This is a genomic window from Pseudomonas sp. EA_65y_Pfl2_P78 (genome assembly GCF_963970495.1).
Taxonomy (GTDB): Bacteria; Pseudomonadota; Gammaproteobacteria; order Pseudomonadales; family Pseudomonadaceae; genus Aquipseudomonas; species Aquipseudomonas baetica_A.
In genome coordinates, this window is record NZ_CAXAON010000004.1 from 161583 (window position 1) to 175325 (window position 13743).

At 58.5% G+C, this 13743-nt stretch carries 11 protein-coding genes; all 11 read left to right on the forward strand.

The window, feature by feature from the left end; all coding sequences use genetic code 11:
* The first annotated feature begins 58 nt into the window (after positions 1-58).
* The 11 genes from mtnA (at position 59) to AACY02_RS05890 (ending at position 13651) form a co-directional block, all read left to right on the forward strand.
* Complete coding sequence (mtnA, locus tag AACY02_RS05840) at positions 59-1135, forward strand: S-methyl-5-thioribose-1-phosphate isomerase (protein ID WP_339431145.1); 1077 nt, start codon at positions 59-61, stop codon at positions 1133-1135.
* 373 nt (positions 1136-1508) lie between these two features.
* Complete coding sequence (gene gyrA / locus AACY02_RS05845) at positions 1509-4298, forward strand: DNA gyrase subunit A (protein ID WP_221729263.1); 2790 nt, start codon at positions 1509-1511, stop codon at positions 4296-4298.
* 110 nt (positions 4299-4408) lie between these two features.
* Complete coding sequence (gene serC, locus AACY02_RS05850) at positions 4409-5494, forward strand: 3-phosphoserine/phosphohydroxythreonine transaminase (protein WP_339431146.1); 1086 nt, start codon at positions 4409-4411, stop codon at positions 5492-5494.
* Positions 5494-6588, forward strand: coding sequence for a prephenate dehydratase (gene pheA / locus AACY02_RS05855; protein ID WP_027620100.1), 1095 nt, complete (start codon positions 5494-5496; stop codon positions 6586-6588). The genes serC and pheA overlap by 1 nt, the downstream gene beginning before the upstream one ends.
* Positions 6589-6600: 12 nt before the next feature.
* The gene (gene hisC, locus AACY02_RS05860; protein WP_339431147.1) at positions 6601-7713 is read left to right on the forward strand and encodes a histidinol-phosphate transaminase; all 1113 of its coding nucleotides are present in this window, start codon (positions 6601-6603) and stop codon (positions 7711-7713) included.
* Positions 7714-7741: 28 nt separating this feature from the next.
* Positions 7742-9949: a bifunctional prephenate dehydrogenase/3-phosphoshikimate 1-carboxyvinyltransferase gene (locus tag AACY02_RS05865; RefSeq protein ID WP_339431270.1), complete on the forward strand. Its 2208-nt coding sequence runs from the start codon at positions 7742-7744 to the stop codon at positions 9947-9949.
* Complete coding sequence (gene cmk / locus AACY02_RS05870; RefSeq protein WP_339431148.1) at positions 9946-10635, forward strand: (d)CMP kinase; 690 nt, start codon at positions 9946-9948, stop codon at positions 10633-10635. Before AACY02_RS05865 ends, cmk begins: the two co-directional genes overlap by 4 nt.
* Before the next feature lie 119 nt (positions 10636-10754).
* A complete protein-coding gene (gene rpsA / locus AACY02_RS05875; RefSeq protein WP_221729258.1) occupies positions 10755-12440 on the forward strand; it encodes a 30S ribosomal protein S1 in 1686 nt (561 codons plus the stop codon).
* A 215-nt stretch (positions 12441-12655) separates the two neighbouring features.
* Positions 12656-12934: a hypothetical protein gene (locus AACY02_RS05880; RefSeq protein ID WP_339431149.1), complete on the forward strand. Its 279-nt coding sequence runs from the start codon at positions 12656-12658 to the stop codon at positions 12932-12934.
* A gap of 153 nt (positions 12935-13087) precedes the next feature.
* Positions 13088-13384: an integration host factor subunit beta gene (ihfB, locus tag AACY02_RS05885; RefSeq protein ID WP_003189779.1), complete on the forward strand. Its 297-nt coding sequence runs from the start codon at positions 13088-13090 to the stop codon at positions 13382-13384.
* 27 nt (positions 13385-13411) lie between these two features.
* The gene (locus AACY02_RS05890) at positions 13412-13651 is read left to right on the forward strand and encodes a lipopolysaccharide assembly protein LapA domain-containing protein (protein ID WP_339431150.1); all 240 of its coding nucleotides are present in this window, start codon (positions 13412-13414) and stop codon (positions 13649-13651) included.
* The last annotated feature ends 92 nt before the right edge of the window (positions 13652-13743 follow it).

The window sequence follows — 13743 nt, forward strand, 5'->3', positions numbered from 1 at the left end:
GTCTTCGCGGGGGGATCGCTATAATCGGCGGCTTTTGTTCATGAGTGCGGGGTTAGGGATGCGCGATCGACTGTTGGCTGCGGAGAAAGTGAAGGCCATCGATTGGCGAGACGGCGCGCTCCACCTGCTGGATCAGCGTATTTTACCGTTCGAGGAAACCTGGATCGCCTGCACCAGCGCCGCCGGCGTGTCCGAGGCGATTCGCTCAATGGTGGTGCGTGGCGCGCCAGCCATCGGCATCAGTGCCGCCTATGGCATCGTGCTCGCGGCTCGTGCGCGGATTGTCGAGGGTGGCGATTGGCGTGCGGTGCTGGAAGAGGACTTCGCGCTGTTGGCCGGCTCTCGTCCGACCGCGGTCAACCTGTTCTGGGCGCTGGGCCGCATGCGTGATCGGCTTGAGCGCCTGAAAGACAATGCCGATCCGCTGGCGGCACTGGAAGCCGAGGCGATCTCAATTCATGAAAGTGACCGCGAAGCCAACCTGACCATGGCGCAACTGGGTGTCGACCTGATTCGTAAGCATCAGGGCAATGCTCAGGCGATTCTGACCCACTGCAACACTGGCGCGCTGGCGACGGGCGGATTCGGTACAGCGCTGGGTGTCATTCGTGCGGCGTTCCTTGAAGGTATGGTTGAGCGCGTTTACGCCGACGAAACCCGCCCGTGGCTGCAAGGCTCGCGCCTGACGGCCTGGGAGTTGGTCAATGAAGGTATCCCGGTGACCCTTAATGCCGACTCTGCCGCCGCACACATCATGAAAACCAAAGGTGTGACCTGGGTAATCGTCGGTGCTGACCGGATCACCGCCAACGGCGACGTGGCGAACAAGATCGGCACCTATCAACTGGCGGTCAATGCGATGCACCACGGCGTGCGTTTCATGGTCGTGGCGCCGAGTTCGACCATCGACATGAACCTGGCCAGTGGTGATGACATCCCGATTGAGGAACGTGACGGCGCCGAGTTGCTGGAGGTGGGCGGCAAGCGTGTCGGCGCAGATGTCGAGGCGTTCAATCCGGTGTTTGACGTGACGCCGGCGGATCTGATCGACGCGATCGTTACCGAGAAGGGCATCGTCGAGCGTCCGGATACCGCGAAAATGGCCCAGTTGATGTGTCGCAAGCGCCTGCATTAACGGGCTGTTGTGCCTCAAAGGTCCCCATCGCTGGCTTGTCAGCGATGGGGCCTTAAAAGTCAATAAACATACGTAAACAAGCCTCCGATTCTGCATTCGAAGAGGCTCTAAGCGTCTCTCGTCCCCCTTTCAGGCGATTACCGGCCAACTAACTATGCTCCATGCGCTTGTGGGGGATAGGTGCGTGGCGGCGATTGTGGTAGCATCCGGCGTTTTCCGAGGCAGTCCCACGGGGTTGTCTTCACTGCGCAAATCCAGGGTCCAACTTGTTGATTTGTCGTAAGTCGGCGCATGGCACTCAGCCTGCATCGACGAGCTTCGTGATCCCTATGGATATGACGAGGTTTCACCAGAAAAAGGAATCAGGCTTCTCATGGGCGAACTGGCCAAAGAAATCCTCCCGGTCAATATCGAAGACGAGCTGAAACAGTCCTACCTCGATTACGCGATGAGCGTGATCGTCGGCCGTGCACTGCCGGATGCGCGCGATGGCTTGAAGCCCGTGCACCGTCGCGTGCTGTTCGCGATGAGCGAGCTGGGCAACGACTTCAACAAGCCGTACAAGAAATCTGCCCGTGTTGTCGGTGACGTGATCGGTAAGTATCACCCGCACGGTGATACAGCGGTCTACGACACCATCGTCCGTATGGCGCAGCCATTCTCGCTGCGTTATCTGCTGGTCGACGGTCAGGGCAACTTCGGTTCGGTGGACGGCGACAACGCCGCGGCCATGCGATACACCGAAGTGCGCATGACCAAGCTGGCGCACGAGCTGCTGGCTGACCTGCACAAGGAAACCGTCGACTGGGTGCCGAACTACGACGGCACCGAAATGATCCCGGCGGTCATGCCGACCCGTATTCCCAACCTGCTGGTCAACGGTTCCAGCGGTATTGCCGTGGGCATGGCGACCAACATCCCGCCGCACAACCTCGGTGAAGTCATCGACGGTTGCCTGGCACTCATCGACAATCCCGAGCTGACTGTCGACGAGCTGATGCAATACATTCCCGGTCCGGACTTCCCGACCGCCGCGATCATCAACGGTCGCGCCGGTATCATCGAAGCCTACCGCACCGGTCGCGGGCGCATTTACATGCGTGCGCGTTCGATCGTTGAAGACATCGACAAGGTCGGTGGCCGTCAGCAGATCGTCATCACCGAACTCCCTTACCAGTTGAACAAGGCGCGTCTGATCGAGAAGATCGCCGAGCTGGTAAAAGAGAAGAAACTCGAAGGCATCACCGAACTGCGCGACGAGTCCGACAAGGACGGTATGCGCGTCGTGATCGAACTGCGTCGCGGCGAAGTGCCAGAGGTGATCCTCAACAACCTCTACGCCCAGACCCAACTGCAATCGGTGTTCGGCATCAACATCGTTGCGCTGATCGACGGCCGTCCGCGGATCCTCAACCTCAAGGATCTGCTGGAAGCCTTCGTTCGTCACCGTCGCGAAGTCGTCACCCGTCGCACCGTGTTCGAACTGCGTAAAGCCCGCGAGCGTGGTCACATCCTTGAAGGTCAGGCCGTTGCCCTGTCGAACATCGACCCGGTGATCGCCCTGATCAAGGCGTCGCCAACGCCGTCGGAAGCCAAGGAAGCGCTGATCAGCACGCCTTGGGAATCCTCGGCGGTGGTGGCGATGGTTGAGCGTGCCGGTGCCGATTCGTGCCGTCCGGAAAACCTTGATCCGCAATACGGTCTGCGCGAGGGCAAGTACTTCCTGTCGCCAGAACAGGCGCAAGCCATTCTGGAACTGCGTCTGCACCGCCTGACCGGCCTGGAACACGAAAAGCTGCTGGCCGAGTATCAAGAGATCCTCAACCAGATCGGCGAGCTGATCCGCATCCTCAACAGTGCCGTGCGCCTGATGGAAGTGATCCGCGAAGAGCTGGAAGTGATCCGTGCCGAATACGGCGATCAGCGTCGCACCGAGATTCTCGATGCACGCCTCGACCTGACTCTGGGCGACATGATCCCGGAAGAAGAGCGCGTTGTGACCATTTCCCACGGTGGCTACGCCAAGACCCAGCCGCTGGCTGCGTACCAGGCTCAGCGTCGTGGCGGTAAAGGCAAATCGGCGACTGGCGTCAAGGATGAGGACTACATTGCTCACCTGCTGGTTGCCAACAGTCACTCCACGCTCTTGCTGTTCTCCAGCAAAGGCAAGGTGTACTGGCTGAAGACTTACGAAATTCCTGAGGCATCGCGTGCCGCGCGGGGTCGTCCGCTGGTCAATCTGCTGCCGCTGGAAGCCGATGAAACCATCACCACGATGCTGCAGATCGACCTCGAAGCCCTGCAAAAACGCGCCGGTGCTGACGATGAAGATGATGCCGACGATGTGATCATCGAAGGCGAAGTGGTTGAAGCTGAAGAAGCTGCCGAACTGGAAGAAATCGACGGCGAAACGGCCGAACTGGTCGCTGAGCCGACTGGCGAATTCATCTTCATGGCCACGGCTTCCGGTACCGTCAAGAAGACGCCGCTGGCACGCTTCGCCCGTCCGCGCTCCAATGGTTTGATCGCCCTGAAGCTGAAGGAAGGTGACACGTTGATCGCGGCTGCCATCACCGATGGCGCGAAAGAAATCATGCTGTTCTCCGACGCTGGCAAGGTGATTCGTTTCGCTGAAGCCGCCGTGCGTGAGATGGGTCGTGGCGCTCGCGGTATCCGCGGCATGCGGATCCTCAAGGATCAGAAGCTGATCTCCATGCTGATTCCTGAGTCGGGCGCGCAGATTCTGACCGCTTCCGAGCGTGGTTTCGGCAAGCGCACCGCGCTGAGCAAATTCCCTCGCCGTGGTCGCGGTGGTCAGGGTGTGATTGCAATGGTCACCAAAGAGCGCAACGGCAAGCTCGTCGGTGCAATCCAGGTTCAGGAAGGCGAGGAAATCATGCTGATTTCCGATCAGGGCACGCTGGTGCGGACCCGCGTTGATGAAGTCTCCAGCCTGGGTCGCAACACCCAAGGGGTGACCCTGATCAAGCTGGCCACCGATGAAACGCTGGTCGGTCTGGAGCGGGTTCAGGAGCCGTCGGAAGTCGAGGGCGAAGAGCTTGAAGGTGAAGAAGGGCTGGTGTCCGGCGCGGAGGTCGTGATCGACGACGCTGTTGAAGATCAGCAACTCGACGCCGCAGCTGACGAAGAACCGCAGGAATAAGCGGACAAGCGAGGGGGCGGATGAGAATTCGCCCCCTTGTTATTTGTCCGGTATGAAAGTTTCAGAATGATCGAATTATTGTGTATCACCAAGTCAGAGCGAGATTGGATGTGAGCAAGCGAGCCTATAACTTCTGCGCCGGCCCTGCGGCGCTTCCTGAAGCTGTCCTGAAACGCGCTCAAGGTGAGCTCCTTGACTGGCACGGCAAGGGGCTGTCGGTCATGGAAATGAGCCATCGCAGCGATGAGTTCGTGTCCATTGCCAATCAGGCCGAGCAGGATCTGCGTGACCTGCTGAATATCCCTTCGAACTACAAAGTGCTGTTTCTGCAAGGTGGCGCGAGCCAGCAGTTTGCGCAGATTCCCCTGAACCTGCTGCCGGAAAATGGCTCGGCCGACTATATCGATACCGGTATCTGGTCGCAGAAAGCCATCGAAGAAGCCTCGCGCTACGGTCACGTCAACGTCGCCGCTACCGCCAAGCCTTACGATTATTTCGCCATTCCGGGCCAGAACGAGTGGAATCTGTCCAAGGACGCCGCTTACGTTCACTACGCGCCGAACGAAACCATTGGCGGTCTGGAATTCCAGTGGATCCCGGAAACCGGCGACGTGCCGTTGGTGGCCGACATGTCTTCGGACATCCTTTCGCGTCCGGTCGATATTTCGCGTTTCGGCATGATCTACGCCGGTGCGCAGAAGAACATCGGTCCGAGCGGCATCGTGGTCAACATCATCCGCGAAGACTTGCTGGGCAAGGCGCGCTCGCTGTGCCCGACCATGCTCAACTACAAAGTCGCGGCCGATAACGGCTCGATGTACAACACCCCGCCGACTCTGGCCTGGTACTTGTCTGGTCTGGTATTCCAGTGGCTGAAAGAGCAGGGCGGCGTTGAAGCCATCGCCAGGCTGAACGATGTCAAGCAGCGCACGCTGTACGACTTCATCGACGCCAGCGGCCTCTACAGCAACCCGATCAACAAATCGGATCGCTCGTGGATGAACGTGCCATTCCGTCTCGCTGATGACCGTCTGGACAAGCCGTTCCTGGCTGGCGCTGATGAGCGCGGCTTGCTCAACCTCAAGGGCCACCGCTCTGTGGGCGGTATGCGCGCCTCCATCTACAACGCCGTCGACATCACCGCCGTCAATGCGCTGGTGGCCTACATGGCTGAATTCGAGAAGGAACACGGCTGATGTCCGAGCAAGAACTCAAGGCACTGCGCGTTCGCATTGACGCTCTGGACACCAAAGTCCTCGAGCTGATCAGTGAGCGTGCGCGTTGCGCCCAGGAAGTCGCGCGAGTAAAGATGGCCTCGCTGGCCGAAGGCGAAGTGCCGGTGTTCTATCGTCCTGAGCGCGAAGCTCAGGTGCTCAAGCGTGTGATGGAGCGCAATCAAGGGCCGTTGGGCAACGAAGAGATGGCGCGGTTGTTCCGCGAAATCATGTCCTCGTGCCTGGCATTGGAGCAGCCACTGAAAGTGGCCTACCTCGGCCCTGAAGGCACCTTCACCCAAGCGGCGGCCATGAAGCACTTCGGTCACGCGGTGATCAGCAAGCCGATGGCGGCGATTGACGAAGTGTTTCGCGAAGTGGCCGCCGGTGCGGTGAACTTTGGCGTGGTGCCGGTGGAAAACTCCACCGAAGGCGCGGTCAACCACACGCTGGACAGCTTCCTCGAGCACGACATGGTCATCTGTGGCGAAGTCGAGCTGCGCATTCACCATCATCTGCTGGTCGGTGAAAACACCAAGACCGACAGCATCAGCCGCATCTATTCCCACGCGCAGTCGCTGGCCCAGTGCCGCAAGTGGCTGGACGCGCACTACCCGAATGTCGAGCGCGTGGCGGTGTCCAGCAACGCAGAAGCGGCCAAACGGGTTAAAGGTGAATGGAACTCGGCGGCGATTGCCGGTGATATGGCGGCTGGGCTCTATGGTCTGACCCGTCTGGCCGAGAAAATCGAGGATCGCCCGGACAACTCCACGCGCTTCCTGATGATCGGTAACCAGGAAGTGCCGCCGACTGGTGACGACAAGACGTCGATCATTGTGTCCATGAGCAACAAGCCTGGCGCGCTGCACGAGCTGCTGGTGCCGTTCCATGACAACGGCATTGACCTGACGCGCATTGAAACCCGTCCATCGCGCAGCGGCAAATGGACCTATGTGTTCTTTATCGACTTCGTCGGCCACCACCGTGATCCGTTGGTCAAAGGTGTACTGGAAAAGATCAGTCAGGAAGCGGTAGCACTCAAGGTGCTGGGTTCCTACCCGAAAGCAGTTCTCTAAGGGCGGTAGCAAATGAGTGGCAACTTCCTCGCTCTGGCACAGCCGGGCGTGCAACAACTCTCGCCGTACGTTCCGGGCAAGCCTGTGGACGAACTGGCGCGCGAGCTGGGTCTGGATCCGGCGAAAATCGTCAAACTGGCCAGCAACGAAAACCCGCTGGGCGCCAGTCCGAAAGCCTTGGCGGCCATCCGCGAAGAGCTGGCTGAGCTGACCCGTTACCCGGACGGCAACGGGTTTGCGTTGAAATCCCTGCTGGCCGAGCAGTGTCGTGTCGAGCTGAACCAGGTCACTCTGGGCAACGGCTCCAACGATATTCTCGAATTGGTCGCGCGCGCGTACCTGGCGCCGGGCCTTAACGCCGTGTTCAGCGAGCATGCTTTTGCGGTGTACCCGATTGCGACTCAGGCTGTTGGCGCTCAGGCCAAAGTAGTCCCGGCCAAGGATTGGGGGCATGACCTGCCTGCGATGCTCGCGGCCATTGATGCCAATACCCGTGTCGTGTTTATCGCCAACCCGAACAACCCGACCGGTACCTGGTTCGGCGCAGAGGCGCTGGACGAGTTCCTGCAGGACGTTCCGGAGCATGTGCTGGTGGTGCTCGATGAGGCTTATATCGAATACGCCGAAGGCAGTGATCTGCCGGACGGTCTGGATTTTCTCGCGGCTTACCCCAATCTGCTGGTTTCGCGTACTTTCTCCAAGGCCTATGGTCTGGCGGCGTTGCGTCTTGGCTACGGCCTGTCCACCCCGGTGGTGGCGGATGTGCTGAACCGTGTGCGCCAACCCTTCAACGTTAACAGCCTGGCCTTGGCTGCAGCCTGTGCAGCGCTGAAGGATGAGGAGTATCTGGCGCAAAGCCGTCAGCTCAATGAGGCCGGCATGCAACAACTGCAAGCAGGTTTTCGTGAGTTGGGTTTGCGCTGGATCGAATCCAAAGGCAACTTCATTTGCGTCGACCTCGGTCAGGTAGCTGCTCCGATATTTCAGGGCTTGCTGCGCGAAGGCGTGATCGTGCGTCCGGTGGCCAACTACGGCATGCCGAATCACCTGCGGGTGACCATCGGTCTGCCGGCGGAAAACAGTCGCTTGCTCGAAGCGCTGCGCAAGGTTCTGGCTCGTGGGTGATGTCACTGCGTTGCAATCTGCTGCACCTATGATCGGTCGCCTGGTGGTGGTCGGACTGGGGTTGATCGGTGGTTCATTTGCCAAAGGCTTGCGTGAAAGCGGTATCTGCCGCGAGGTGGTCGGGGTCGATCTCGACCCGCAATCGCGCAAGCTCGCGGTCGAGTTGGGTGTGGTTGATCGCTGCGAAGATGACTTGGTAGCGGCATGCCGTGGCGCTGACGTGATTCAATTGGCGGTGCCGATTCTGGCCATGGAGAAAGTGCTGGCTCGTCTGGCAGGCATGGATCTGGGGCAGGCGATCCTGACAGATGTCGGTAGCGCCAAGGGCAACGTGGTGCGTGCGGCGACCGAAGCATTCGGCGGCATGCCGGCGCGTTTCGTGCCGGGGCACCCGATTGCCGGCTCCGAGCAGAGCGGGGTGGAGGCTTCCAACGCTGGATTGTTCCGTCGTCACAAAGTAATTCTGACGCCGCTTGAGCAAACCGACCCGGCCGCGCTGGCTGTTGTTGATCGTCTATGGCGTGAATTGGGTGCCGACGTCGAGCACATGCAAGTCGAGCGCCACGACGAAGTATTGGCCGCAACCAGTCATTTGCCGCACTTGCTGGCCTTCGGTTTGGTCGATTCGTTGGCCAAGCGCAATGAAAACCTTGAGATCTTCCGTTACGCTGCGGGCGGTTTCCGCGATTTCACAAGAATCGCCGGAAGCGACCCGGTGATGTGGCACGACATCTTCCTCGCCAATCGCGAGGCTGTCCTGCGCACACTCGATACATTTCGCAGCGACCTCGACGCCTTGCGCGACGCGGTCGATGCAGGGGATGGGCACCAATTGTTGGGCGTTTTCACACGCGCCCGGGTTGCCCGCGAGCATTTCAGTAAAATCCTGGCCCGCAGGGCCTATGTGGACGCTATGAATTCCAACGATCTGATCTTCCTGGCTCAACCTGGTGGCCGCCTGTCCGGTCGGATTCGCGTACCGGGTGACAAATCGATTTCCCACCGTTCGATCATGCTCGGTTCGCTGGCCGAAGGCGTCACCGAAGTCGAAGGCTTCCTCGAGGGCGAAGACGCCCTGGCGACCTTGCAGGCATTCCGCGATATGGGTGTGGTCATTGAAGGCCCGCACCACGGTCGCGTGACCATTCACGGTGTCGGCCTGCACGGCCTGAAACCTGCGCCGGGCCCGATCTATCTGGGTAACTCCGGCACGTCGATGCGTCTGCTGTCCGGCCTGCTGGCCGCGCAGAACTTCGACAGCATCCTGACGGGCGATGCTTCGCTGTCCAAGCGTCCGATGAATCGCGTGGCCAATCCGCTGCGTGAAATGGGCGCTGTGATCGAAACTGCTGCCGAAGGTCGTCCACCAATGACCATTCGTGGCGGGCACAAGCTCAAAGGCCTGACCTACACCATGCCGATGGCCAGCGCTCAGGTGAAGTCCTGCCTGCTGCTGGCGGGTCTGTACGCTGAAGGCAAGACCACCGTCACCGAGCCTGCTCCGACCCGTGACCATACCGAGCGTATGTTGCGCGGTTTCGGTTACTCGGTGTCCGTGGATGGCGCTACGGCTTCGGTCGAGTCCGGCGGCAAACTCACCGCGACTCACATTGAAGTGCCGGGCGACATTTCGTCGTCGGCGTTCTTCCTGGTCGCGGCATCGATCGCTGAAGGTTCGGAGCTGGTGCTCGAGCACGTCGGTATCAACCCGACCCGCACTGGCGTGATCGACATCCTGCGCCTGATGGGGGCGGACATCACCCTGGAAAACCAGCGTGAAGTCGGCGGAGAGCCAGTGGCTGACCTGCGCGTGCGAGCAGCTAAACTCAAAGGTATCGATATTCCTGAAGAGCTGGTTCCGCTGGCCATCGACGAATTCCCGGTGCTGTTCGTGGCGGCGGCGTGTGCCGAAGGCCGTACCGTGCTGACCGGTGCCGAAGAGCTGCGCGTCAAGGAGTCGGATCGCATTCAAGTGATGGCGGACGGCTTGCTGGCACTGGGCGTCAAGTGCCAGCCAACACCGGACGGCATCATCATCGACGGTGGCCAGATTGGCGGCGGCGAAGTGCATGGCCACGGCGATCACCGTATCGCCATGGCTTTCAGTGTGGCCTCCCTGCGCGCCACTGCACCGATCCGCATCCATGATTGCGCCAACGTCGCGACGTCGTTCCCGAACTTCCTCGCGCTGTGCGGGCAGGTCGGTATTCGTGTGGCACAAGAGGCTCAGTCGTGAAAAACATTGCACCGGTCATCACCATCGATGGGCCAAGCGGCTCGGGCAAGGGCACGGTCGCCGGGATTCTGGCCAAGCGTCTGGGCTGGAACCTGCTGGATTCCGGTGCGCTGTATCGCCTGCTGGCGTTCGCGGCACACAACCATGGTGTAGACCTGACCAATGAGGAGCTGCTGAAGAAGCTCGCCGCTCATCTGGATGTGCAATTCATCGCAGCGACCGACGGTCAGTTGCAGCGCATCATTCTGGAAGGTGACGAAGTCAGCGATGTCATCCGCACTGAAAGCGTCGGTTCCGGCGCCTCTCAGGTGGCGGCATTGCCGGCTGTGCGCGAGGCGCTGCTGCAGCGCCAGCGTGCTTTTCAGGAGGCGCCGGGGCTGGTGGCCGATGGTCGCGACATGGGCACGGTCGTTTTTCCAAGTGCGCCGCTGAAGATTTTCCTGACCGCCAGTGCCGAGGAGCGGGCGCGCCGCCGATATTTGCAGTTGAAGGGCAAAGTCGAGGGTGTTAGTCTGTCGAGTCTGCTAGATGAGATCCGTGCACGCGACGAGCGTGATACCCAGCGAGCGGTAGCCCCGCTAAAACCGGCGGCTGACGCAATACAGCTGGATTCCACGGAGTTGTCCATCGATCAGGTGCTTGAACGCATCATGAGCGAGATCGCCATTCGCGATATCGCCGGGTGACCAAGAAGGTTGCAGGGGACCAGTCATAGTCCTGCGGCGCTTCTTCTATATGAAACTAACCCACACCGTCTGGGGTGTGGAGATGGGCGTATCCTTCGCCCTCATTTACAGGAATTAAAATGAGCGAAAGCTTTGCGGAACTCTTTGAAGAAAGCCTAAAAACCCTGAACCTTCAGGCAGGCTCCATCATCACCGGTGTTATCGTTGATATCGATTACCAAGCTCGCTGGGTAACCGTTCACGCTGGCCTGAAGTCTGAAGCACTCATCCCGCTTGAGCAGTTCTACAACGACGCTGGCGATCTGACTATCAATGTCGGTGACGAAGTTCACGTTGCGCTGGACTCGGTTGAAGACGGTTTCGGTGAAACCAAGCTGTCCCGTGAAAAAGCCAAGCGCGCTGAATGCTGGATCGTTCTGGAAGCAGCCTTCGCAGCTGAGGAAGTGGTCAAGGGCGTTATCAACGGTAAGGTTAAAGGCGGCTTCACTGTCGACGTTAACGGCATCCGTGCGTTCCTGCCAGGTTCCCTGGTTGACGTCCGTCCAGTGCGCGACACCACGCACCTGGAAGGCAAAGAGCTGGAATTCAAGGTCATCAAGCTGGACCAGAAGCGCAACAACGTTGTCGTTTCCCGTCGCAGCGTCCTGGAAGCCGAGAACTCCGCCGAGCGTGAAGCTCTGCTGGAATCCCTGCAGGAAGGCCAGCAAGTCAAAGGTATCGTCAAAAACCTCACCGATTACGGCGCATTCGTCGATCTGGGTGGCGTGGACGGCCTGCTGCACATCACCGACATGGCTTGGAAGCGCATCAAGCATCCTTCCGAGATCGTCAACGTTGGTGACGAAATCGACGTTAAGGTTCTGAAATACGATCGCGAACGCAACCGTGTTTCCCTGGGCCTGAAGCAACTGGGCGAAGATCCATGGGTTGCTATCAAAGCCCGTTACCCAGAAAGCACTCGCGTTACCGCTCGTGTAACCAACCTGACCGACTACGGCTGCTTCGCTGAGCTGGAAGAAGGCGTTGAAGGTCTGGTACACGTTTCGGAAATGGACTGGACCAACAAAAACATCCACCCTTCGAAAGTCGTACAAGTCGGCGACGAAGTGGAAGTTATGGTTCTGGACATCGACGAAGAGCGTCGTCGTATCTCCCTGGGCATCAAGCAGTGCAAATCTAACCCATGGGAAGATTTCTCTGGCCAGTTCAACAAGGGCGATAAAATCTCCGGCACCATCAAGTCGATCACCGATTTCGGTATCTTCATTGGTCTGGACGGCGGCATCGACGGTCTGGTTCATCTGTCCGACATCTCCTGGAACGAAGTGGGCGAAGAAGCCGTACGTCGTTTCAAGAAGGGCGACGAACTGGACACCGTTATCCTGTCGGTTGACCCAGAGCGCGAGCGTATCTCCCTGGGTATCAAGCAACTGGAAAGCGATCCGTTCTCCGAGTACGTCTCGGTTAACGACAAAGGCGCAATCGTTACTGGCACCGTGAAAGAAGTTGACGCCAAAGGCGCCATCATCGTTCTGGCTGACGACATCGAAGCGACCCTGAAAGCCTCCGAAATCAGCCGTGACCGCGTTGAAGACGCGCGCAACGTGCTGAAAGAAGGCCAGGAAGTTGAAGCCAAGATCATCAGCGTTGACCGCAAGAGCCGCGTAATCCAGCTCTCGATCAAGTCGAAAGACGACGCTGAAGAGAAAGAAGCAATCCAGAGCCTGAAAGAGACTCCGGAAGCTGCTACCGGCGAAACCACCATGGCGGCACTGCTGCGCCAGGCAATGGCCAAACAGAACTAAGTTCTGCTTGATCATTAAAAAGGGCGACTTCGGTCGCCCTTTTTTGTGCCTGCGATTTGATGAGTCCTGGTTTTCTTCTGCGCGAATCAGTGCTGCCTGTGAAACCAATCCAATCGCCTGATTGTCTGTTTCTTTAATGGGATCAATCGCCTATTCGCGACTAAGCTTGGTCTTAAGCGTGTAGTAGTCGGGCGTTGCCTGGCATAAGGAAGTGGATGAACAAGTTTATTGTCCTCATAGCGGTACTGGTTTTTGCAGGCTGTACTACAAATGCCAAGACCCATGCGGTGCGTGGTGTCAGCGGCATTGAAGTTGATTGCTCTGGGCTGGGCTCTGGCTGGGAGAGGTGTCAAAAGCGAGCGGCGAAGGAGTGTAAGGGGGCGGGTTACAAGGTGATCACTCGATCTGATGATGCCAAAGACGAAGATGAGTTTCCGTTTGGTTTCAATCCTGCTGGGTACGTGACCCGGACCATGCTGGTGATATGCCGTTGAGCGTGGGGTGATCCTGGCGAGTGAGTTTATGCCCTGAAAGCGGGCGTTTCAGCGCTGAAGAAGATATGTCAATCCCTGGGCTGTTCAAAATCTTCCGGGCATGCTAAAACCTTTCAAGCGCTGATCTAGCTGCTTGAAAAAGAAGGGAAAAATATGACGAAGTCGGAGTTGATCGAACGAATTGTCACCCATCAAGGGCTGCTCTCATCCAAGGATGTGGAGTTGGCCATCAAGACCATGCTTGAACAAATGTCCCAATGTCTGGCCACTGGTGATCGCATCGAGATCCGTGGGTTCGGCAGCTTCTCCCTGCACTACCGTGCGCCGCGCGTTGGTCGCAATCCAAAGACCGGCCAGTCTGTAAGTCTGGATGGAAAATTCGTTCCGCATTTCAAGCCGGGTAAAGAATTGCGTGATCGAGTGAACGAGGAAGAGGAGGAGGGGGTTTGACAGTCGCTATCTCTCAAGGAGTTACTCATGCGTAACCTCAAGCGCATACTTCTTGGCGTTTTTATTCTTTTGCTGGTGTTGGTGATTCTGGCGTTTGTTCTGGAAAATCAGCAATCGGTGTCGTTATTGTTTCTAGGCTTTTCCGGGCCTCAATTGCCGGTCTCGCTGGTAGTGGTTTTGGCATTGCTCATCGGTATGTTGATTGGCCCGATACTAGGCTGGTTTCTGGGACGTTCGTCCAAGGCGGCACGCAAGCGAATTGTCTGAAAACGACAGGTGCATGGCATCTGTCGAAATTGCGCCTCAGCCTGTCTATATCCATTAGTAAAACGTTCATTAAGCTGTAAAATGCAGCCCTT

Coding starts and splice junctions, on each gene's coding strand:
- hisC (WP_339431147.1), top strand. CDS start 6,601: ATGAGTGGCAACTTCCTCGCTCTGGCACAGCCGGGCGTGCAACAACTC.
- gyrA (WP_221729263.1), top strand. CDS start 1,509: ATGGGCGAACTGGCCAAAGAAATCCTCCCGGTCAATATCGAAGACGAG.
- AACY02_RS05865 (WP_339431270.1), top strand. CDS start 7,742: ATGATCGGTCGCCTGGTGGTGGTCGGACTGGGGTTGATCGGTGGTTCA.
- AACY02_RS05880 (WP_339431149.1), top strand. CDS start 12,656: ATGAACAAGTTTATTGTCCTCATAGCGGTACTGGTTTTTGCAGGCTGT.
- pheA (WP_027620100.1), top strand. CDS start 5,494: ATGTCCGAGCAAGAACTCAAGGCACTGCGCGTTCGCATTGACGCTCTG.
- rpsA (WP_221729258.1), top strand. CDS start 10,755: ATGAGCGAAAGCTTTGCGGAACTCTTTGAAGAAAGCCTAAAAACCCTG.
- ihfB (WP_003189779.1), top strand. CDS start 13,088: ATGACGAAGTCGGAGTTGATCGAACGAATTGTCACCCATCAAGGGCTG.
- AACY02_RS05890 (WP_339431150.1), top strand. CDS start 13,412: ATGCGTAACCTCAAGCGCATACTTCTTGGCGTTTTTATTCTTTTGCTG.
- mtnA (WP_339431145.1), top strand. CDS start 59: ATGCGCGATCGACTGTTGGCTGCGGAGAAAGTGAAGGCCATCGATTGG.